16 protein-coding genes are annotated in these 20,911 nt (G+C 42.2%); 12 read left to right on the top strand and 4 right to left on the bottom strand.

Annotated features, from left to right (window positions below; all coding sequences use genetic code 11):
- Positions 1-113: 113 nt before the first annotated feature.
- From qoxD to qoxA, 4 genes are read right to left on the bottom strand one after another with little or no spacing between them, the layout of a single operon-like run.
- Positions 114-398, bottom strand: coding sequence for a cytochrome aa3 quinol oxidase subunit IV (gene qoxD / locus QZ995_RS04910; protein WP_301803839.1), 285 nt, complete (start codon positions 396-398; stop codon positions 114-116).
- A 1-nt stretch (position 399) separates the two neighbouring features.
- Positions 400-996, bottom strand: coding sequence for a cytochrome aa3 quinol oxidase subunit III (qoxC, locus tag QZ995_RS04905; RefSeq protein ID WP_031412730.1), 597 nt, complete (start codon positions 994-996; stop codon positions 400-402).
- Positions 993-2,936 (bottom strand): cytochrome aa3 quinol oxidase subunit I, encoded by a 1,944-nt coding sequence (qoxB, locus tag QZ995_RS04900; protein WP_301803833.1) that lies wholly within the window; start codon positions 2,934-2,936, stop codon positions 993-995. Before qoxB ends, qoxC begins: the two co-directional genes overlap by 4 nt.
- 27 nt (positions 2,937-2,963) lie before the next feature.
- Positions 2,964-3,926, bottom strand: a complete 963-nt coding sequence (gene qoxA, locus QZ995_RS04895; protein WP_031412733.1) for a cytochrome aa3 quinol oxidase subunit II — start codon at positions 3,924-3,926, stop codon at positions 2,964-2,966.
- A gap of 847 nt (positions 3,927-4,773) precedes the next feature.
- Here qoxA and QZ995_RS04890 point away from each other — a divergent pair.
- The 12 genes from QZ995_RS04890 (at position 4,774) to QZ995_RS04835 (ending at position 20,885) form a co-directional block, all read left to right on the top strand.
- A complete protein-coding gene (locus QZ995_RS04890) occupies positions 4,774-6,324 on the top strand; it encodes a YcdB/YcdC domain-containing protein (protein WP_301803827.1) in 1,551 nt (516 codons plus the stop codon).
- Positions 6,325-6,418: 94 nt separating this feature from the next.
- Complete coding sequence (locus QZ995_RS04885) at positions 6,419-6,964, top strand: RNA polymerase sigma factor (protein ID WP_064018317.1); 546 nt, start codon at positions 6,419-6,421, stop codon at positions 6,962-6,964.
- Positions 6,948-8,597, top strand: coding sequence for a YcdB/YcdC domain-containing protein (locus QZ995_RS04880; RefSeq protein ID WP_301803816.1), 1,650 nt, complete (start codon positions 6,948-6,950; stop codon positions 8,595-8,597). The genes QZ995_RS04885 and QZ995_RS04880 overlap by 17 nt, the downstream gene beginning before the upstream one ends.
- A gap of 188 nt (positions 8,598-8,785) precedes the next feature.
- Positions 8,786-9,358: a GNAT family N-acetyltransferase gene (locus QZ995_RS04875; protein WP_301803814.1), complete on the top strand. Its 573-nt coding sequence runs from the start codon at positions 8,786-8,788 to the stop codon at positions 9,356-9,358.
- A 124-nt stretch (positions 9,359-9,482) separates the two neighbouring features.
- Positions 9,483-10,136, top strand: coding sequence for a class I SAM-dependent methyltransferase (locus QZ995_RS04870; RefSeq protein ID WP_301803812.1), 654 nt, complete (start codon positions 9,483-9,485; stop codon positions 10,134-10,136).
- A gap of 43 nt (positions 10,137-10,179) precedes the next feature.
- On the top strand, positions 10,180-11,673 hold the full coding sequence (locus tag QZ995_RS04865; protein ID WP_301803810.1) for a DEAD/DEAH box helicase: 1,494 nt from the start codon (positions 10,180-10,182) through the stop codon (positions 11,671-11,673).
- A gap of 553 nt (positions 11,674-12,226) precedes the next feature.
- Positions 12,227-13,453 carry a multidrug effflux MFS transporter gene (locus tag QZ995_RS04860; RefSeq protein ID WP_301803808.1) on the top strand — a complete coding sequence of 409 codons (1,227 nt, stop codon included), beginning with the start codon at positions 12,227-12,229 and terminating at the stop codon, positions 13,451-13,453.
- Between the two features lie 187 nt (positions 13,454-13,640).
- Positions 13,641-14,411, top strand: a complete 771-nt coding sequence (locus QZ995_RS04855) for a TerC family protein (RefSeq protein WP_301803806.1) — start codon at positions 13,641-13,643, stop codon at positions 14,409-14,411.
- A gap of 86 nt (positions 14,412-14,497) precedes the next feature.
- Positions 14,498-15,187 (top strand): 23S rRNA pseudouridine(2604) synthase RluF, encoded by a 690-nt coding sequence (gene rluF, locus QZ995_RS04850; protein ID WP_301803803.1) that lies wholly within the window; start codon positions 14,498-14,500, stop codon positions 15,185-15,187.
- 514 nt (positions 15,188-15,701) lie between these two features.
- Positions 15,702-15,842, top strand: a complete 141-nt coding sequence (locus tag QZ995_RS04845) for a hypothetical protein (protein ID WP_301803800.1) — start codon at positions 15,702-15,704, stop codon at positions 15,840-15,842.
- 17 nt (positions 15,843-15,859) lie between these two features.
- On the top strand, positions 15,860-17,791 hold the full coding sequence (locus QZ995_RS04840) for a tetratricopeptide repeat-containing glycosyltransferase family 2 protein (RefSeq protein WP_301803797.1): 1,932 nt from the start codon (positions 15,860-15,862) through the stop codon (positions 17,789-17,791).
- Positions 17,792-18,044: 253 nt separating this feature from the next.
- Positions 18,045-20,885, top strand: a complete 2,841-nt coding sequence (locus tag QZ995_RS04835) for a response regulator (protein ID WP_301803793.1) — start codon at positions 18,045-18,047, stop codon at positions 20,883-20,885.
- Positions 20,886-20,911 lie beyond the last annotated feature (26 nt).

Here is a 20,911-nt window from a genome sequence, read left to right as displayed (position 1 = left end):
GCAGTCTGTCCCTCTAGCGTTTCTTTGCACAAAAAAGGCCAGCGTGCAGAATTTGGTTATTTCTGTACGCTGACCCGGTAAGCTAACACCTATTTATGCTGCGCAGGGAAAAACTAGTATCCCCAAATCATTGTGAATAAAGTACCAAAAATGGTGACTAGGCCTACAAATAGGGCGTAACCAACATTCATATATAGCGAGTTTGCTGTTGAATTTTCTTCATTGATATGCATGAAGACAAACAACTGCAAGGACGCTTGAATAATCGCACATACCGACAGGATGGTCATTCCTACTGCTGGTGACATGTCCCAAAAGACGACGGCTAAGGCAACCAGAGAAAGGATGAGGGAAAAGATATATCCCATGACGTGACGAATCGGGAATAGCTGTTTCATATTACATCAATCCTTTCAAGTAGACAAAGCTGAAGATAAAGATCCAGACAACGTCAAGGAAGTGCCAGTATAGGGAGAAGATGAAAGTCTTGTTTGCGGTAATCTCATTAATACCTTCACGTTTCATCTGCATAATGATTCCAATTCCCCATAATAGACCAAAGGTAACGTGCGCTCCGTGTGTGCCTAAAAGAACAAACAAGCTGGATAAAAAGGCACTGGTTTGCAGAGTAGCACCTTCATTAACGTAAGTGATAAACTCAAAAATCTCAACACCCAGGAAGCCTAATCCCAGTAAAAGAGTAATGATCAGAAAGACTAACGTAGGCTTTTTAAAACCAAGACGCATGCTGTGAATAGCTAGTCCACAAACGAAACTGCTGGTTAACAGGAGGATCGTTTCAATCATGACGCCTTTTAGCTCAAAAAGATGAGATGCTGTAGGACCGTGACCCGTACGTTGCCACAAAGTAAAATATACAGCAAATAGGGTAGAGAACAGCACGATCTCGGCACCTAAGAATAACCAGAATCCCAAAATCTTCAATTGATTCTCTTCCGTACGATATTCAAGCGGAAGGGATTTATCTATTTTCATACACGATCACCCCGCAATCTTTCCTCAGTCTCGATGATTTCCTTAACGGGAATGTGTCTGCCATGATCTCGTTCAAACGAGCGAACAGCTAGCATGACGATTACAAGAATTCCTGAAATAATCGCAGGAGTCCACCAGCTAAATACCAGGAAGAATCCAAAGAAGAAGAAAATTATACCAAGAATAAACGGTTGCCCGCTGTTATTTGGCATGTGAATCGGTTCAATTTTATCCGTAAACATCGGTAGATTTTTTTGTTTTGCAAACCAGAAGGCGTCACGACCAGTGTGATTAGGCATTACTGCAAAGTTGTACTCAGGTACAGGACTGTGCGTGCTCCATTCTAGCGTACGTCCACCCCATGGATCTCCGCTTACATCGCGCGGACTGTAACGGCAGCTCCAGTAGATGTTGTAAACCAATAAAACAAAGCCAAGCGTTAAACCAATAGACCCGATGGTAGCAATCAGATTCAGCGGACCAAAGCCGGTTCCAGCAGAGTATGTGTACATACGACGTGTCATACCATTCAATCCTAGGAAGAATAGAGGCAGGAATGTCACGTTAAAGGAAACAGCAATAACCCAGAAGCTGATTTTACCTAGACGTTCATTCAATTTAAAGCCAAAGACTTTCGGGAACCAGTAGTACATACCGGCAATAACCGCAAACACCGTACCAGGAATCAACACATAGTGGAAGTGAGCTACTAGGAACATGGTGTTGTGGTATTGGTAGTCAGCACTAGCCATCGCAAGCATAACACCTGTTACCCCACCAATCGTAAAGATCGGGATAAAGGCTAGTGAATAAAGCATTGGTGTCGTAAATTCAATCCGACCCTTACGCAGTGTGAAGAGCCAGTTGAATATTTTTACCCCTGTCGGGACTGCTATGGCCATTGTGGTGATTGAGAAGAACCCATTCACCGCACTGCCGTGACCCATTGTATAGAAATGGTGAGCCCAAACCACGAAAGAAAGCAAGGAAATAGCTACCATACTGACAACCATGGAAGTATATCCATAGAGGTTCTTTTTCGAGAAAGTAGCGATGATTTCGCTATAGATACCGAACGCAGGCAGAACAACGATATATACCTCAGGGTGACCCCAAATCCAGAACAGGTTGGCCCATAGCATATCCATACCGCCGTTAGCCATTGTAAAGAACTGACTATCAAATAGACGATCAAACATCATCAGTGCCAACGCTACTGTTAATACAGGGAAGGCAAACATGATGATAACGCAAGTAATAAGAACAGACCATGTAAACATTGGTATGTCCATCATTTTCATACCAGGAGCACGCATTTTTAAAATGGTTGCAGTAAAGTTAACACCGGTCATCAGTGTACCAATACCCGCAATTTGTAAAGCAATGGAATAGTAGTTGTTACCTACTGTAGGGCTGAATTCTTTACTTGCCAACGGGAAGTAAGCAGTCCATCCTGCGTCAGGCGATCCACCAATAACAAAGGAGATGTTAAATAGCATCGCACCTGCGAAAAACAGCCAGAAGCTAACGGCATTAAGACGCGGGAATGCTACGTCTCGCGCACCGATTTGCAGAGGAATAACCACGTTCATGAGTCCAATGATAAACGGCATCGCCATAAAGAGGATCATGATTATACCGTGTGTTGTAAAGACCTCATTGTAATGTTGCGAATTTAAGAAGGTATTATCAGGTACAGCTAGCTGAATACGCATCATTACAGCATCTACGCCACCGCGGAATAGCATGAGCAGAGCGGCAATGATGTACATAACACCGATTTTCTTATGGTCAACTGTAGTGAGCCATTCTCTCCACAAGTAGCCCCATTTTTTAAAGTAGGTTAAACCGCCAATGATAGCGATCGTGGCAAGCACAATACTTGCCATAGCGCCATAGATCATCGGTTCACCTGTAACGAAAAATTCGTCCCATTTCATAACCGATTTGACTCCTTTCTGAGCTAGTTATTTCTTATGCTGGTCGTGATTCATTTCGGAATGCTCGGAGTGCTCGGAAGAAGAATCAGAATGCCCAGAGTGCTCAGAAGAAGAGTGTGGCTCCGATTCAGTTGTTGTTCCGCCTCCATGATTATGACCGCCATGGGCACCCTCAGGCGCTGGTCTAAATGATAAGTGTGTGGAAGAATATGTTTTTCTTCCTACATGCTCCATGTCAAGCACGCTATCAAATTCAGGCTCTGTCAATTTAGGAGCCGTTTTCTTTACTTCATCCACCCATTTTGAATAATCAGCAGGTGACATTGCTAGAACTTCAAATTCCATTTGTGCAAAGCCTCTGCCGGAGAAGTTAGAGTTTTTACCCATAAACGAACCCGGATGATCAGCGGCAAAATGTAATTTGGTAACCATGTCGGACATCGCATATTTTTGACCGCCAAGCTGTGGAATCCAGAAGCTCGTGATTGGTCCGTACGAATACAGACGGAATTCGATCGGACGGTTTGTCGGGATATTCAGGTAGTTAACCGTCTCAATGTTTTCCTCAGGATAACTAAAATGCCATTTCCAGTTAGAGGACGAAGCATAAATGATCATTGGCTTCTGATCGTCATAGCCGGCTGGCTTGTTTTCCACTTGATCCAGTGTTTTGACAGTAATAACAGATAAAATCACTACAATGACAATTGGAATGGCTGTCCATGTAATTTCTAACAGCTTACTGCCTTCCTCGTGCGGAGGTACATAGCCCTCGTTCGCTTTGGTAGCGCGATATTTCACCAGCATGTAAACAAATAAAACATAAACTACAAATAATACACCAGCCATAACCCACATAGAAAAAATAATGGTGTCCGATTGTATTTTGGCAACAGGTCCTTTTGGATCAAGAACCATTAATGGCTCACAACCGGATAATAAAAGAGCAAGACAAAAAAACATGAAAAGAAACGACCCTTTGTGTCTCATAAGTGACCCCTTTCTCTGAGATGTGTATTAGTCGAAGGAAGACGGGAGATTTCTGCCCTAGGTGAAAGTCGTTTACCAATGTTCTATGAGATTACTTTCAATACGAAACCACATATAAAAATAGGGTTCCTAGCGATATGAATAGACTTCATTTATAGGAATGTTAAATTGAACGCCTTAAACGTAAGGAAGGATTACTACAGGTGAGGCATACGCCATGTAGAATAAGTTGTGGTTTGTTGTTCAGTATGCAATGAATCATGGTTGACCTCCTAGGGTGTGAAATCGGTGATGATTGAAAACAAGAAGCCTCATGCAATAACTATATTGGGATATTGCACAAATGTTAAAAATAACAGTATAGAATCATTTTTAAGTTAATTCAATACGGTTTTTTTTATGGAAACAGTTTTGTGCAAAATACCTCATTTGAAGCTCTAACAATTTTGGCAAGATGTTAGACAATCTGCTTATGAGCATATAAAAAATAATTTTAATATGTTCCCATCTACCTCGAAAAAGTAAAAGCGCTTACTGCCCAACCTTCATTTTATGCTTTCTTGCCTAAATGGCAAGCACCTGATTGTGGTAGAGATGGGGCTATTACACATTGGATGTTAAAAAAATCACAAATTCGCCACGAATTGTATCAATTTGATGTCATTTTTGGCATTTTTGATAAGTGAAAAAAAGTACAAATATGTTTTTGGATTTTTTTAGGGAAGGAAGAATTTTGATGATTTAATCGGTTAAAAATGAAATAGAAAAAATTTTTGTAACATTTGCTAATAGGTTTCGACTAAACCCTATGAAGAACAAAATGACATGATCAAGGGAGGAAAATATAATGAACCAACATAAAAAGCTGTCAAAAAAAATAATTTCTACGCTGTGCCTTGTAAGCATGCTTTCCACAACGCCTTATTGGTTGCAAGATCAGGTATCAGCCAAGAGTGTTTCAGCAGCCGCTAATCAGTCTATCCCTGAAACACAAGTAAGCGATGCTGCTAAACAGACACTGGCTAAGCTATATAAAACATTTCCAGTTTTTAAAGAAGCACAGAAACATATTAATGTGAGCAATGGACAATACCGTGAACAGTACCAGCTTATTTTCCGTAAAAAGGACAATAACAAGGCAACGTTGTATGCCGATGCTCAGATTGATGCTAAAGACGGTACACTTCTGTCCTTTTCCCAAGAAAATCCGTCCGCACCTGATACCAAAGCCCCTGCAGAAGCAATAGCAAAGAAAGCGGCAGAAGAGTTCCTAACCGCCATGATAGGAAGTCAGAAGCAACAGTATCGTCTAGAGAAAGTAGAAATTAATCAAGAGCAAAAGATTACTACCGTTTTTTATCAGCGCTATGTAAATGATATCCCAGTGGCTGAAGATGGTTATGTAATAGGGGTTGGAGAAAAAGGAAAGATTCGATATGCGAATGCAAAGGCATCTACCGGACTTTCCATGGATGTTTCCAAATTTAAGAAGCCAACCACGCTCCTTACGGGACAGGACATTGAAAAAGCATTTGCTAAGCATTTGGAATTAGTCTACATGCCGAAGGGTAGAGAGGGAGCCGATGCTAAAATATTTGAGTTAAAGTATAAAGATTGGTTCCCTGTTTTAGATGCACAGACAGGTGAAAAGGTTCAGCTTGCTGCAAGCTATCAAGGAGAGCTTTCGCCGACCATTACTGTTACTCCGGGAAATAAACAGATCATGGCCAAAACTCCGCAAGAAGCGACGGAGGCATTAGCTTCATTCGGAGTAGATACAAAGGGACTGGTACTTACATCAAGCAAGGTTCCAGATTTTATGAAGGGTCAAGGTGAAGCAGAGTATGTTGCTAATCAAAATGGAACCGTTTATGGAGTAAAAACACACGGAGGACGAGTAATTAAATTTAGCGTTCAAAAGGTGGATCGAACACAAAAGGTGAAAGAGAAGAAGCTCTCGGATAAAGAGATTGAGGCGAAGGCATTAGAATTTTTACAGCCGTATTTAGATAAGGACGTGACAGAACTGCGCATGAATAAGAAGCATAAAACCATTAATCTTACTGATGCGAATGAAACAGTTGTTTTTTATCGCTCGTATCAAGGAATTCCTGGTATCACTCAAGCCTATAGCGTCACTGTTAACGCAGAGACGGGAGCAATTCAGGGCATGTTTTTAAGCGTAACGGACGGGACTGAAACCCTCGCAGATGCCAGCCAAGTCATCTCTGTAGAAGAGGCTGCTCGTAAGTATCTAGAGAAACAACCAGTAAAACTAGAATACGGCTTCCCGATAATCAATAATCAAGTTGTGAAGGAGCCATCATTGGTTTATACACAAAGTAACAAGAATACGGGAACTATCGATGCTATAACTGGGGAAGTAGTAAATAAATAGCCTTTCCTGCCGATCCATCTGATTCTAAAAAGATGGATCGGTATCAATTTACATAGCTTTTGATTAATTTGCTGTAGAGTAGGTGGAGACTCTCTTGTACCATACAAATGATATTGAAGGAAGAAGCAGGCTAGTGTATGAACAGCATTATCTGGAAGTCTATCAATTTATGATATATTTTACGGGTAATCGAAACAATGCAGAGGATTTAACACAGGAGGTTTTTATCAGAGTTCTGGATGCATTGCCGCGTTATGAGGAACGCTCCAGTATGAAAACATGGATTCTTAGCATTGCTAAGCATGTCGCCATCGACTATGGACGCAAAAGAAGAATTCGTGCCTGGCTGAGCATGGAACCAATAATGGGCCTTCCGTCTAAGCTTGGACGCCCTGAATCAGAACTTGAGGCAAAAGAAGAAAAGGAACTCATGATATCGGCTATGCTCCGACTTAAGCCTAAATATCGCAGTGTTGTTATTCTGCGAGGGTTAAAGGAATTCAGTATAAAGGAAACAGCGGAAATCTTAGAATGCAGCGAGGCTAAGGTGCGAGTAGATTTCCATCGTGCTGTGAAACAATTACGAACCTATTTGAAAGGCTACTGGGAAGGGGGATGGGAGCATGAACTTTCCCGATGATAAGGCACTATTTCGAAAAATTAGAGAAAGCTATGATTCACTGCCCAGAAGAGAATTTCCCCAAACACTGGATAGAGCATTGATGAACAAGGTGAAAAGAAGACAAAAACAGCGTAGATGGACTCGTTTAGTTTCGCAGTGGGGTTTATCTGCAGCCGTTATTCTCCTGCTTGTTACATTTGCTTATCCTTTATCTAATAATAGTAACCTTTCTTTTCAACATAAACCGATTAGCTCAGAAAATGAGATGAGCCATGCTGCTAAAAAAACAATAGAAAAGCTGTACGGCATTGTTCCCGCGCTTCAATCAGCAGATAAAACTTTCAGTATAAGCCAAGCACATCGAGATCAGTATAGGATCATATTCCGTAAAAAGGAAAATAACAAGGCGATACTGTATGCGGATGCTCAGATTGATGCTAGTGACGGTACGCTCCTGTCTCTTTTTCAAGAAAATCCCTCTGCTCCTGATACCGAAGCTCCTTCAGAGGCGGTTGCCAAAAAAGTGGCAGAGGAATTTCTCACTACCATGCTAGGAACTCAGAAGCAACAGTATCGTTTAGGGAAGGTAGAAATTAATAAGGAGGAAAAGGTTGCTACCGTTTTTTATCAGCGCTATGTAAATGATATTCCAGTGGCTGAAGATTATTATGCAATAGGGGTTGGAGAAAAGGGAACGATTCGATATGCGAATGCAGGGGAATCTGCTGGACTTACCATGGATATTTCCAAATTTAAAAAACCTGTTGAGCTATTGGAAATGCCTATTTTAGAAAAGAAATTTGCTGAGAATTTACAATTGGTCTATATGCCTAAGGGCAGAAAGGGACCGGATGCGAAAACCTATGAGCTGAAATATAGAGATGGAATGGCTACGTACCTGAATGCTCAGACTGGTGAACAGATTCAAGTTTCGCATGGCTACGAAGTACAATTCTCCCCCGTTATTACTGTTACGCCGGGAAAAAAACAAGTCATCGTAACAAATCCACAGGAAGCCACCGATGTATTAGCTTCGTTTGGGGTAGATACCAAGGGATTAGCTTTAGGGGTAAGCAATGTGCCAAAATATATGATGGGCGAGGGGGAGACAGAATACGATGGTAGCCGGGATGATATCTTCTATAAAGTAATTACACTAGGAGATCGTGTGAAACAATTTAGCATTAAAAAGATGGATCGTACGCAAAAGATAAAGGAAAAGAAATTCTCTGATAAAGAGCTGGAGGAGACAGCGCTGGAGTTTTTACAACCATATTTGGACGAGAGTGTCAGGGAGTTGCGTATGCTCCGTCAACACCAAAAAGGGAACCCATTTGGTGAAGAATCCATCGTTTTTTATCGTTCGTATCAGGGAGTGCCTATATTTGATCAGACATACAAAATCACGATTGATGTAGAGACGAAAGCGGTATTGGGTATGTTTTTATCATTAGCAGATGGGACAGAAACCTTTGCAGATATCAGGAAAGCCCTTTCTTCCGAGGAGGCAGCACGTAAATATATAGAACAAAACCCAGTAAAATTAGAGTATGCCTTCCCAATGATAAATGGTCGATTCATCAGAGAACCTGTACTTGCGTATACCTTTAAAAAGAATGCGTCTACCAGCATTCATGCAGGAACACAATGATCATACAATGTTCCGGCGTCACTCTACCTGCTCGATTTGACGGCGTTCCAGCCCAAGCTGTACCATGGAAGGATAAGCTAACAGCAAATGGATAGCTTAGCTTACAAACTATTCAATGGGGTGGAACTATTTGTAGCGAGCACATAGTTAAGTTAAGCCGTAACGAGATTGGCCGAGCAGCGAATGTATTGGCAGAAGGATTTATGGAAGACCCACTGTATCAGCATATCCTGCCTGACCGTTCTACCAGACTGAAGGTTTTACAGATCTTTTTTACAAACTATGTTACCATGCTGTATGATTACTCTGATTTATATGCGACCTCCGGTAGACTGGAAGCTGTTGCATTAGTATACAGATCGGAAAAGGCAGAAGCATTGCCTGCATACAGATACATGTGGGATATCTGTCGTACAATCGTTAAGTCGCTGAAAGCTAGCAAGTATATTGGACTTAGGGGATTTTGCCGAGGATTGGCTATTCTGCGCTGTATGAGCTCTGCTTGGCTGTCTGTGTTTGAGGGACGAGTGTATATGCATTTGGATATGCTCGTGGTGCAACCACAGTTTCGGGGGCAAGGGTACGTGAGTAAAATTATGAAGCCTCTTTTAGAGGAATGTAATCAGCGAAACATCGTATGTACGCTAGAAACTCAAAACCCTCAAAACATTGCTTTATATGAGCGATATCAATTTACCACAATTGAAGTAATACCTTTGCCAAAGAGTCAGATAGAACAATATTGCATGGTTTATCAATGAACATAATATCCATTTCCAGATAAAACAATTGCAGGTTGAGATAGATGACTTACCTATTATATCTGTCGTTTGTGATGATAATAATCCAAGCGGCAGTTTTTTTTGTTGGTAAGGCATCTGTATAATGAAGAAGAAAAAAGAAGCGGATATAGAAGGTGATTGGATTTTGTTAGAGTGGACAGGGGAACGCATTATTCCTAAATTGCTCAAGCCGATGAATGGAATGCTGTTGGAGCATCTAGCGAGGTATTATTTCTCAACTCCGTACTGTCGGGGGAGAGTTCTAGATATTGCCTGTGGCACTGGCTATGGGTGTCACATGGTTGTGAAGGAACGCAAGCGGGAGGTGACAGAGCTGATTGGTGTAGATGTAGATCAAGAGACGATATGTTATGCAAATCGTGAGTACAATCATCAAAAGGTTACATACTTACAGCATGATGCACTCGATCCTAAGCTTCCCGAAAAATTAGGTATGTTTGATACGATTCTTAGCTTTGAAACAATTGAGCATGTGGCAGATGATCAGCTATTTTTGGAAAATATATATCATATGCTAAAGCCTGGGGGTACATTAGTGCTTTCTAGTCCATTTGGCAGAGGAAGAGGGATGCCCACTAGTGAACCGTTTCATGTTCACCAGCTAACTCCTGAGGAATTTGAGCAACTATTTATTCGCTTTTCTGAGGTAGAAATTTATTACCAGCGTGGATTAACGTTTGAGAAGCCGCGTGATCAGGTTCGTTATTTTATTGGAATGGCTGTCTGCAAAAAGTGATAGCTACAGGAATTGTTATTGGTTACGGGAAGAGGTGGCGGTTTTGCCAAAATTTCAGTCATTAGGAATACAGGCTTCAATAGAAAAAGCACTTCAACAGAATGGATTACACTCACCTACAGCGATTCAGGAGAAAGGAATTCCTGCAGTATTAACCGGGGTGGATGTAATTGCTCAGGCACAGACGGGGACGGGCAAGACATTAGCTTTTGTTTTGCCTATTTTACAGATGATAAATCCTGAAAATCCGGATGTACAAGCTCTAATTGTGACACCGACTCGTGAATTAGCCCTACAAATTACCGCTGAGGTAAACAAGCTTGTTTTTACGAGGTCTGGGGTGCAGGTGCTAGCCATCTATGGCGGACAGGATGTAGAGCGGCAGATGAAGAAATTAAGAGGCAGCCGGCAGATCGTGATTGCTACTCCGGGGCGATTGCTTGATCATATGCGGAGAGGCACGATACAGCTTGGGCAGGTGTCTCAGCTAGTTCTTGATGAAGCGGATCAGATGTTGCATCTTGGTTTTTTACCTGAAGTAGAAGAGATTATCAAAGCCACGTCACCAACGAGACAGACGCTATTATTCTCAGCGACTATGCCAAAGCAAATCCAAAGTCTGGCAAAAGGCTTTATGCGCCAGCCTGTCACGATTCAGGCGAAGAGTGAAGGGATCGCGGTAGCTAACATCGAGCAACGTGCAATCGAGACGACCGACCGGGCCAAACAAGCGGCCTTGCGCCAGGCTATTGATGAATGCCGTCCTTTTTTAGCGGTGATCTTCTGCCGAACCAAACGAAGAGCTTCTACTTTAAATGAAGCCTTGCAAGGATTTGGTTATGCTAGTGACGAGCTTCATGGCGATTTATCACAAGCCAAACGCGAACAAGTCATGAAACGCTTCCGGGAAGCAAGCCTGCAATTTTTGGTGGCCACCGATGTCGCTGCCCGCGGTTTGGATGTGGAAGGGGTCACGCATGTGTTTAACTATGACATTCCTCATGATGTAGAGAGCTATATACATCGGATCGGCAGAACCGGGCGGGCTGGCGGTACAGGGGTAGCGATCACGTTTGTTGCTCCTAAAGACCGGATGTATTTAGATATGATTGAAAAGGGAATTGGGCAGTCCCTGAAAAAAGAAGCCTATGGCACTTCTTTTTCTCAAGAAAGATCTAATGAAGAAGCAGCAAGACATACGGCAGACAAGAAGGCAGGACAATCACAAAATAGACGTCAGTCAAAAGCAAGAGACGGTAATCGAGCAACAGCTACAGGATCGAAAGCTGGGTCTAAGTCGTCAGCACGATCAGGCCAGGCAAAGCATAATCAGACGAGACCGGGACAAAAGTCAGGAGTAAAGCAAGGGACAAGGACAGAAAACAAACCAAGCTCAAGACCAGGCACACGTCAGGAGACAAAATCAGGAGCAAAACGCTCTGGAGGGACAGCTCCAAGCAAATCAAAAGCAAAGCTAAGCCGTTCAGCCGGTCAAGGACGCTCAGCCTTCTCGAAAAAAAGAACGAGAACCAAATAAGAAAGAGAGTAAAAAAAGCTGTTCAGTCATATTGCTGAACAGCTTTTTATATGGATAAAGCAAGAAGTAAAAAGCCAAAGCGGAATATAGTAAATATAAAAGTTTACAAAGTATGTTATATAAAGTAGGATAGGAGTAAACAAGGGACAGGCGATTGTTGTGATGGGTGAGGTGTTGGACGGGCAGGAAATTTTGGAGGCTAATTGTGGGGGAACTTTTTTAGATGTGGGCAAGGGATTACATGATTGAAATTGCTTGGTTTATGTACAGACAGTGCGCTTGATTTTGATTAGATATTTACTGTTATTACCGATACCACAGGAGCCATATTGGGACATATTATCCTTATAAGCTTGTTGCTGTTACGTATGCTTTGATAATGCGTCTTCTACAATCTTGTTACAGGAGTCAGGTTAGCAGGTTTTGTAGAGAAAGGCTAGATTTTAATCAGGGACTTTCCATTTAAAAGCTTGACAGATGTTTAGTGATGTAACTATAATCGTTACAATTGTAATCTTACCTATTCGGTTTTAAGAAAGGAAAGTAACATCGTATGAATTCTTCTTCACAGTCAGCGGCTACGGAAGCTGCTGCCAAATCAAAACGCTTATGGCTAGCGATTGTGTTAGGCGCATTATCTGCGTTTGGACCGCTTTCGCTGGATATGTATCTGCCTGCCTTGCCGGCAATGGCTACCGATTTTCAAACAACTACTTCGGCTGTACAGCTTAGTTTGACAGCTTGTTTATTAGGCTTGTCTCTGGGACAGTTGTTTGCTGGACCGTTAAGTGATATTCAAGGTCGGCGTAAACCGTTGCTGGTTGGGCTGGCTATTTATGCAGTCGCTTCTATTTTGTGCGTATTTTCCACTTCCATATGGGCTTTAGTGGCTCTCCGATTTATTCAAGGGGCTGCCGGTTCAGCTGGAATTGTTATTTCGCGTGCGATGGTAAGGGATATTTATGTAGGCCCGGAATTAACTAAATTTTTTGCCCTTTTAATGCTGGTTAATGGGGTTGCTCCTATTGCGGCTCCCATCTTTGGAAGTCAGCTCTTACTCTTTACACCGTGGGAAGGTGTTTTTGTAGTATTAGGTGCAATTGGGATTATTATGCTGTTGGTGGTTCTGTTTGGTTTACCTGAGTCATTGCCTGTCGAGCGTCGTTCCACGGGTGGATTCAAGAACACCTTGGTTACATTTAAAAATCTATTAGCAGATAAAATGTTCATGGGCTTTGCTTTGTCACAAGGCTTGGTGATCGCTGCCATGTTTGCTTATATATCTGGATCACCGTTCGTACTGCAAAATATGTTTGGTGTGTCAGCGCAAATGTTTAGTGTGTTTTTCGCTATCAATGGTTTGGGGATTATTCTTGCTAGCCAAATTACCGGGAAGCTGGCTGGTAAAATTAGCGAGAGTAAGCTGATGATCAGTGGGTTGATTTTAGCGGCGATTGGTGGCGTTAGTCTACTGATTGTGATTTTGCTAGGTGCAGGATTATATGCTATTTTACCACCTTTATTTATAATCGTATCGTGCGTGGGGATTGTCAGTACGGCAGGATTTTCACTCGCGATGCAAAGTCAGGGAAAGGCGGCAGGCAGTGCCTCTGCTTTGCTAGGTGTCTTGTCATTGATCTTTGGTGCGCTCCTTGCTCCCCTAGTAGGTATTGGTGGAAGCGGAACGGCTGTCCCAATGGGCGTTGTAATAGCAGCAGCAGATGTCGGAGCACTTTTGTGCTATTATTTCATGGTCCATAAAGGCAAACAAACCAACTAATCCATGTAAATGATCTAAAGGAGAAGGAACTAGCTCAGTTACACTTTTGCGTGCCGGGCTGGTTCCTTTTTTCTGTATAAGGTATGCCTCTTTAATCCAACCGGTTTGATCTATGACAACTAGGAGCATAATAAGCCGAGCTATTATTTTAGAAGCTTTTATGTCGATTAGGAGGAGGCTAGCTTTGATGAATGGGTCATTGCTGATGGAATACGGATGGGTGTTACTCATATTAGTGGCTTTGGAAGGAATTCTAGCAGCTGATAATGCGCTGGTACTAGCCATTATGGTTAAGGATTTACCAGAGAAACAGCGTAAAAAGGCCTTGTTTTATGGCCTGGCCGGGGCTTTTATCTTTCGCTTTGCTTCGTTGTTTATCATTTCCTACTTAGTTGATGTGTGGCAGGTTCAGGCGCTTGGTGCTATTTATTTACTATTCATCTCCATCAACCACATTTTTCGGAAAAAAGGCAGGAATCCCCAAGAAAAAAAGCAAACGGTTAAGAAAAAAGGACCCGGTAGTTTCTGGGGCACTGTCGCAAAGGTAGAGCTGGCTGATCTTGCTTTTGCAGTAGACTCCATCCTCGCTGCTGTGGCACTTGCTGTTTCACTTCCTTCAACGAATCTGCCTAAGATTGGTGGACTGGATGGCGGGCAATTCCTAGTGATTTTTACAGGGGGATTAATCGGGTTAATTATTATGAGATTTGCAGCCAATTATTTTGTGGCGTTGTTAAAACGACGGCCTGGATTAGAAACCGCTGCTTTTTTGATTGTGGGCTGGGTTGGGATCAAATTGCTGGTATACACCTTCTCTCATCCCAATGTGGCTTTTTTACCAGAGAGCTTCGCAACAATGACAGCTTGGAAAATTATCTTCTATGTAGTTCTAGTAGGAATCGCTCTAGGTGGATGGTTTTTATCGAAAGAAAAAACGACAGAGTCAGGCAGATCATAAATCATGTATAATAAATGATGCCTTAGATCACTTTGAGCTAGAGATTCCTAGGCTGAAATATCTGCTATGGAAGAAGGATACATGACATGAGGATTAATAAATTTATTAGTGAAACAGGCTATTGTTCCCGCCGAGAAGCAGACAAGCTCATCGAGGCTGGGCGAGTCACGATTAATGGAGTGGTAGCAGAGCTAGGGAGTCAAGCTGACAGTCAAGACGATGTAAAAATTGACGGAAAAGCACTGGGGATCAAGAAAGCAGCTATCTACATTGCTCTAAATAAGCCTGTTGGGATTACTTGTACAACAGAGAGGCACATAAAGGGAAATATCATTGATTTCGTCAATCATCCAGAACGGATTTTTCCAATCGGGAGACTAGATAAAGACTCAGAGGGACTTATCCTGTTAACGAATGATGGGGATATCGTGAATAAAATTCTGCGGGCAGAAAACAACCATGATAAGGAATATATCGTGACGGTGGATAAACCGATTACAGATTCTTTTCTAAAAGGAATGGCCAGCGGGGTGCGTATTCTTGGAACTACTACCAAGCCTTGTCAGGTATATCGCATTAATGAACGATCATTTCGAATCATTCTGACCCAAGGATTAAATAGGCAAATCCGCCGAATGTGTCAGGTATTTGGATATAAGGTTCAGCGCTTGCAACGGATACGTATTATGAATATTCATTTGGATGGCATCAAAAAAGGCGAATGGCGTGATGTAACGACAAAGGAACTGAATCAATTGCTACAAAATCTAGTCTAACGTAATGAACCGACGAAAGCAGGAAAAAGAAGGCACTTTATTGTCTACTGCTACTATACAAAGCAGAGGCAATAAAGTGCCCTTTTTTGTATGCTTTTTTGTTTTAAGAAAGCCTAGCGTAACAGATTTGGTTGCTGTTACTTCAAATAGGTTACGTACATTGATATTCGTACAAGATAGTCAGGTACTCCCACAGCTGTCCATACAGACAGTAATGGAATTGCGCTAGGCGTTATTTTAGACGGTACTATTGGCCACCTCTCTGCCAATTTGTCAGTGGGGACCATTACGAACATTTTAAATGGAACGATAACCAGCGTGCTGGTAGCAACGATCACAGCGACTACATTAAGCAGCGTACTTCAATTTCACAAAAAAGCTTCCAATAACAGCGATTGATGTGTTTTTTTATGGGCAAGGAACGTAGCAAAAGGTTTCAACATATAGGTACATGGAGTTCCTTATTTCTGGGGGCATGTGCTTTTTACAGGCTGAACAGCAGGAGGCCTTCACAGTGCAAAAATGGCTATATTCTTCAGCGGGTTCCCAACAGGTAGAAAAGAATTCACTGGAGCTTTCAGCTAAAAAAGAATGGCTTCCATTTACCCCAAGCAGATGGTGTAACCTAAAAAAACATGATGTCGCTTATGGTTAAAAAGGAGGGGCGTATAGATGAAACCATTACAAATATCCCTGTGCATGATTGTTTGTGATGATGAGGAGCACCTTGAACGCTGTTTATCTTCAGCAGTCGATACTGTCTCAGAAATTATCATCGTTGATACAGGCTCACAGGATCGAAGCATAGAAATTGCCAGGAGCTATGGAGCGCGGGTTATCTCGATACCTTGGAGGGGAGATTTCTCTGAGGCTAGAAATTTATCTTTGGAATATGCGACCAAGCCGTGGATTCTGGTACTAGATGCGGATGAGGAATGGGTCGTGCCACCAGCCGAGCAGTTGATAGAGATGATGGATGAAGCAGAAGTGTTTGGTTATTATGTCCAATTGCAAAGCTATGTGGGCGTTACAGGAGAAGAATTTATCACTGATTCGGTTTGTCGCTTTTTTCGAAATGATGAACGCCTGCGCTTTCGAGGAACGATTCATGAAGAGATTGCCACGTGTATCCTTGAAGCGGAACCAGAAGGTGTGAGATTTTCACCTATGGTTGTTAAGCACTATGGCTATATAGACCATGTTATCGCTCAAAAAAATAAAGCTGCCCGGAAGGTTTCCCTTATCCAAAAGGCATTGCTGGAAAAGTCGGATGACCCTGTGTTGATTTACGCTCTAGGAACAGAATATTTTCAGCAGGAAGAATACCAGAGTGCGCGGGTATTATTTGAAGCACTACTTTCTTCTGTTCCTCTTCGTGTTGGTTATATGCCGGATGTGTTGCTGAAGCTAGCGTTTTCCTATAAAGAAATGGGCAATACGAAAGAGGCGCAAAACACTATAGAGGAAGCTTTGCGCCATTACCCAGATTTCGTTGATCTGATCGAGCTGCGGGCCATTCTTCATATTGAAGAAAATGAGCTAGATTCAGCTCTTGCACTATTGCAGAAAGCCACCCTTCTGGGAGATGTGTCTCATAAATATACCTCGTGTTCAGGAGCGGGAACCTACCGGAGCCTTTATATAAGAGGATTGCTTTACGAAAGACTGCTCTCTTATGAAAAATCATGTCGTTGCTATGAGGAAGCCTTGACCTTTCAGCCGCAATTCCATGCTGCTTGGCAGAGATTAATCCGTATACGGGGAGCTTTTAATCAAATACAAGAATTAGTGGAGCAATTCCAGTTATATAAGGGAAAATTGTCTCCCCAGATACAAAGCAGTATCGTGCGATATTTGATGGAATTAAATCAACCGCAGTGGTTCACACAATATCAGTTGCTACTGCCGGATGCTTATACCGATAATCCGCTTTGGAAAGGAATTTTCCTCGCACAGCTTGGAAAGGAGGAGCTTGCTTTAGTAAGCGTAAGGGAAGCACAGCAATGCTTTCATTCCCATTTGCAGGCGGACAAACAGCTTGAGGCTGATCTTTTACTATGGGCGATTTTCCTGCAAATGAATGAATACGCGAAGGCTTGTGAAATCATCTTACGGTTAGCTCAACGGCAAAAAGAGTATCAAGCTTTATTTGGATGGAAGCCTGGCCAAATCATTGCTTTGTCGCGATCTGTATACCAATCCTGTAGTCGAGTATTGCTAGTGATAGGAGCTTGGGAAAAATGGTTAGACCTGCATCGTTCTTGTTCCCCTTTAGGGTGGACAGAGGAAGTGAATGATTCATTTGCAATTGCGTTGCTTCGAGCGCCCCATTCTATCCGGCTTCAATTCCTCCAAATGTTTCTAATGGAAACTCATTTATCCCCGCGACTTCTTCAGATCGCTGGAGTTCTAGCTATTCGATGCAGGAAATACCACGAAGCTACGACTTTATTCGAAAGGCTGAACCGCAGCTCAATCGAGAAGGAACAAATAATAGCCCAGCTAGGCCTATTATATGCGCAAGCCGGGCTAGCTAAGAGACGGAGAGCTGATATTTTACCTGATCAGGTCAACAGCTTGCAGTATTTATCTATTTTTTCGTAAGGACAGCCCGAAAGCAGGTTAATACGCTACCATACATTTGTGTTTTGACAGCATCTATAGGCTGCTGGAGAGACGTCATCTGCAAAAGCTAAGCCTGACCTACGTACTGAAGTGTATGGGATAAAGCAGGGATTGAGACCTTTTTTTGAAAGGAAAAAAGGAGAAAAATTCTGATTCAGTATTGTCTTATTAGGGTAAATAGAAAAGAATTCTGTATTTTCTGCTTTATATTTTATCTAAGGATGGGAGAGACATGACTTTTCGCCGAAAACAATTGCTTGGCTACGGCTTTATTTTATTCTTATTACTGATTTTAGCTTCCCTGGTTATCTTTACGATGAGTAGTATTAATAATAACGTTGAAGAGATAGCGAATGACCGTTCTGTGAAAATCAAGCTGGTGAACGATTTACAGAGCAAATTTTTTCGTATAGACCAAGAGCTTAGCTATATCATCACAGAGAATAATATTCAGCTCATCAATCAAAAGATCGAACAAATGAATCAGAAAATACTAGATACGAACTCCTTAATGACAGTGATCGGCATTAAAATAAATTCAGAGTCTGGACAGCAATTGTTAGCGCAAATTAAAGTTCACTATACAGATTATCTCACCTATCAAAAGCAGATTGTAGCGTATGTTAAGGCCGGAAATAAGGAAATGGCCAGAGGCATGTATGTGGGTGGAAAAGAAGAGACTCGCAAAAATGTGATGGAGTTAACGGAAGAATTTAAAAATCGCCAGCAGGAACTAATGGATCAAGCTGCTGAAGAATCCGTGAGAACCTACCATAGCATGTTGCTCATCATCATTTTGAGTGTCGTACTTTGTTTAGCATTAGGAATCGGAATTGCAAGCTGGGCTATACGCAGTACCTCACGTAGTCTTAGTCATATCTCCAGTACAATCTCAGGAATTGATTTTAAACAAGCTGAAAATGTACCGCGACTATCTGTTTTAACAAATGATGAAATAGGTAACATTTGTGAATCATTCAACGAGATGGCTGCCTCTTTAGAGGAACATACGACTAAGGTAAAGGAATTTAATCAAAAGATAACGGAGCAAAGCTGGGTAAAGACCCAACAAGCTTATATGGCTAATTTAACGCAGGGGATTCAGGATTTTGAATCTCTAGGACAAGAATTCATTTCAAAAATCGCTTGGATTATTGAAGCCTCCTGCGGTGCTTTTTATCTAGCTTTTGGGAAAGGGGACGCCAAGGAATTTAGAAAGATTGCTTCATTTGCATCAAGTGGGGAAGATGTTGGAACTGCCAGCTTTCGCTTCGGCGAAGGTGTAGTGGGGCAATGCGCGCAGGAAAAGAGAATGCTCGCATTAAAGGAAATACCTGAGCAGTACATGACCATTAAGTCTGCTTTAGGGGAAGCTTTTCCGAAACAAATTTTGATTGTTCCGGTTACCTTTGAGAACGAAACGGTTGCTGTGATCGAGATTGCTACCCTTAGTTCGTTTTCCGAATTACATATGCAGCTATTGGAAAATGTCACAAGTCACTTGGGGACTACTGTTAATCGAATTTTCGATCGCTTAGAGGTGGAGCGCCTCCTGCGAGAATCGCAAGCAATGACAGAGGAATTGCAGGCTCAGTCGGAAGAGCTGCAGACACAATCCGAAGAATTGCAGATGCAGACAGAGGAGCTTACTAGCATCAATGAAAGGCTAGAGGAGCAGAAGCAATACGCAGAGGAGAAGGCTAGGGAGCTGGAGCAAACAAAGATAGAGCTAGAGGAACAGACAGCAGCACTAATGAAAAGCTCTCAATACAAATCTGAATTTCTAGCTAATATGTCACATGAACTACGCACTCCGCTAAATAGCATTTTAATCCTTTCAGAAATGCTCTCGGAGAATCTTAATGAGACGCTTACCGCGGAAGAGCAAGAATATGCACGTGTTATCAATTCCTCTGGTTCAGATTTACTTAACCTGATTAATGATATTTTAGATCTTTCCAAAGTGGAGGCAGGCAAGCTGGAGGTTGTCTTTGAAGAGGTAAATATCAGTGAATTGCCGATGTTTATGGAAAGCCACTTTTCACATGTTGCGGCTCAGAAGAATCTTCATTTTCATATTGAAGTGCATCCTGATGCGCCCGATATTATGTACACGGATGAACAACGATTGCATCAAATCTTGCGGAATTTACTTTCCAATGCCTTCAAATTTACGGAAAAAGGCTCCGTGACTCTGCAAATCAGAAGGGCAGATCCTTTGCAGGTCAATTTGATAATGCCGGAGGAGAAGTATACCGATTACTATTTGGAGATTTCTGTCACGGATACTGGTATTGGCATAGCCGAGGACAAGAGAGAACATATCTTTGAAGCTTTCCATCAAGCAGACGGTGCAACCAGCAGAAAGTATGGGGGAACAGGTCTCGGATTATCCATTTGCCGAGAATTTGCACGCCTGTTAGGTGGCTGTATTACCCTAGACAGTGAAGAGGGTTGCGGTAGTACCTTTACGCTATATATTCCAAATATGCAGGAGGATATGACACAGGAGCTGTTTTTCGTTCACACGGAAACGGCAGTAGCTCATATGGAAGGGGTTCACGCAGAGAGCCCGCAGCCTCCTGTATTTGAATCGGAGGACTTACAGATATCCTTGAAGCAGGGTCAAGTAATGGCAGAGCAGGATCAAGCGATTTCTTTACAAGCACAAAAGTATAATCAGCAGGCACCAAGCTTGTTTAAGGGTAAGCGTGTCTTGGTTGTGGACGATGACAATCGAAATGTTTTTGCGCTCACAACTACTCTTGAACGAGAAGGATTTAAGGTTATCGCCGCCAGTAACGGGAGAGAGTGTCTTGAAATACTAGACAATGTTCAGCACATGGATATCATACTCATGGATATTATGATGCCAGAGATGGATGGATATGAAGCAATGCAGGCTATTCGCCAAAAAGCTGATATGAAAAATGTGCCAATCATTGCCTTGACCGCAAAGGCTATGAAATATGACCGGGAAAAATGTCTGAAGGCTGGAGCATCCGATTACATCAGTAAGCCATTAAAGACGAGCCAACTGCTTTCAGTTATGCGTGTCTGGTTGGTGAAGTAGGTGTAATAAATAGATGGAGGACAGGT

Source organism: Brevibacillus laterosporus (genome assembly GCF_030489605.1).
Taxonomy (GTDB): Bacteria; Bacillota; Bacilli; order Brevibacillales; family Brevibacillaceae; genus Brevibacillus_B; species Brevibacillus_B laterosporus_E.
Note: the sequence above shows the minus strand (reverse complement) of the source record. Positions and strands in the feature narration are given on the sequence as shown.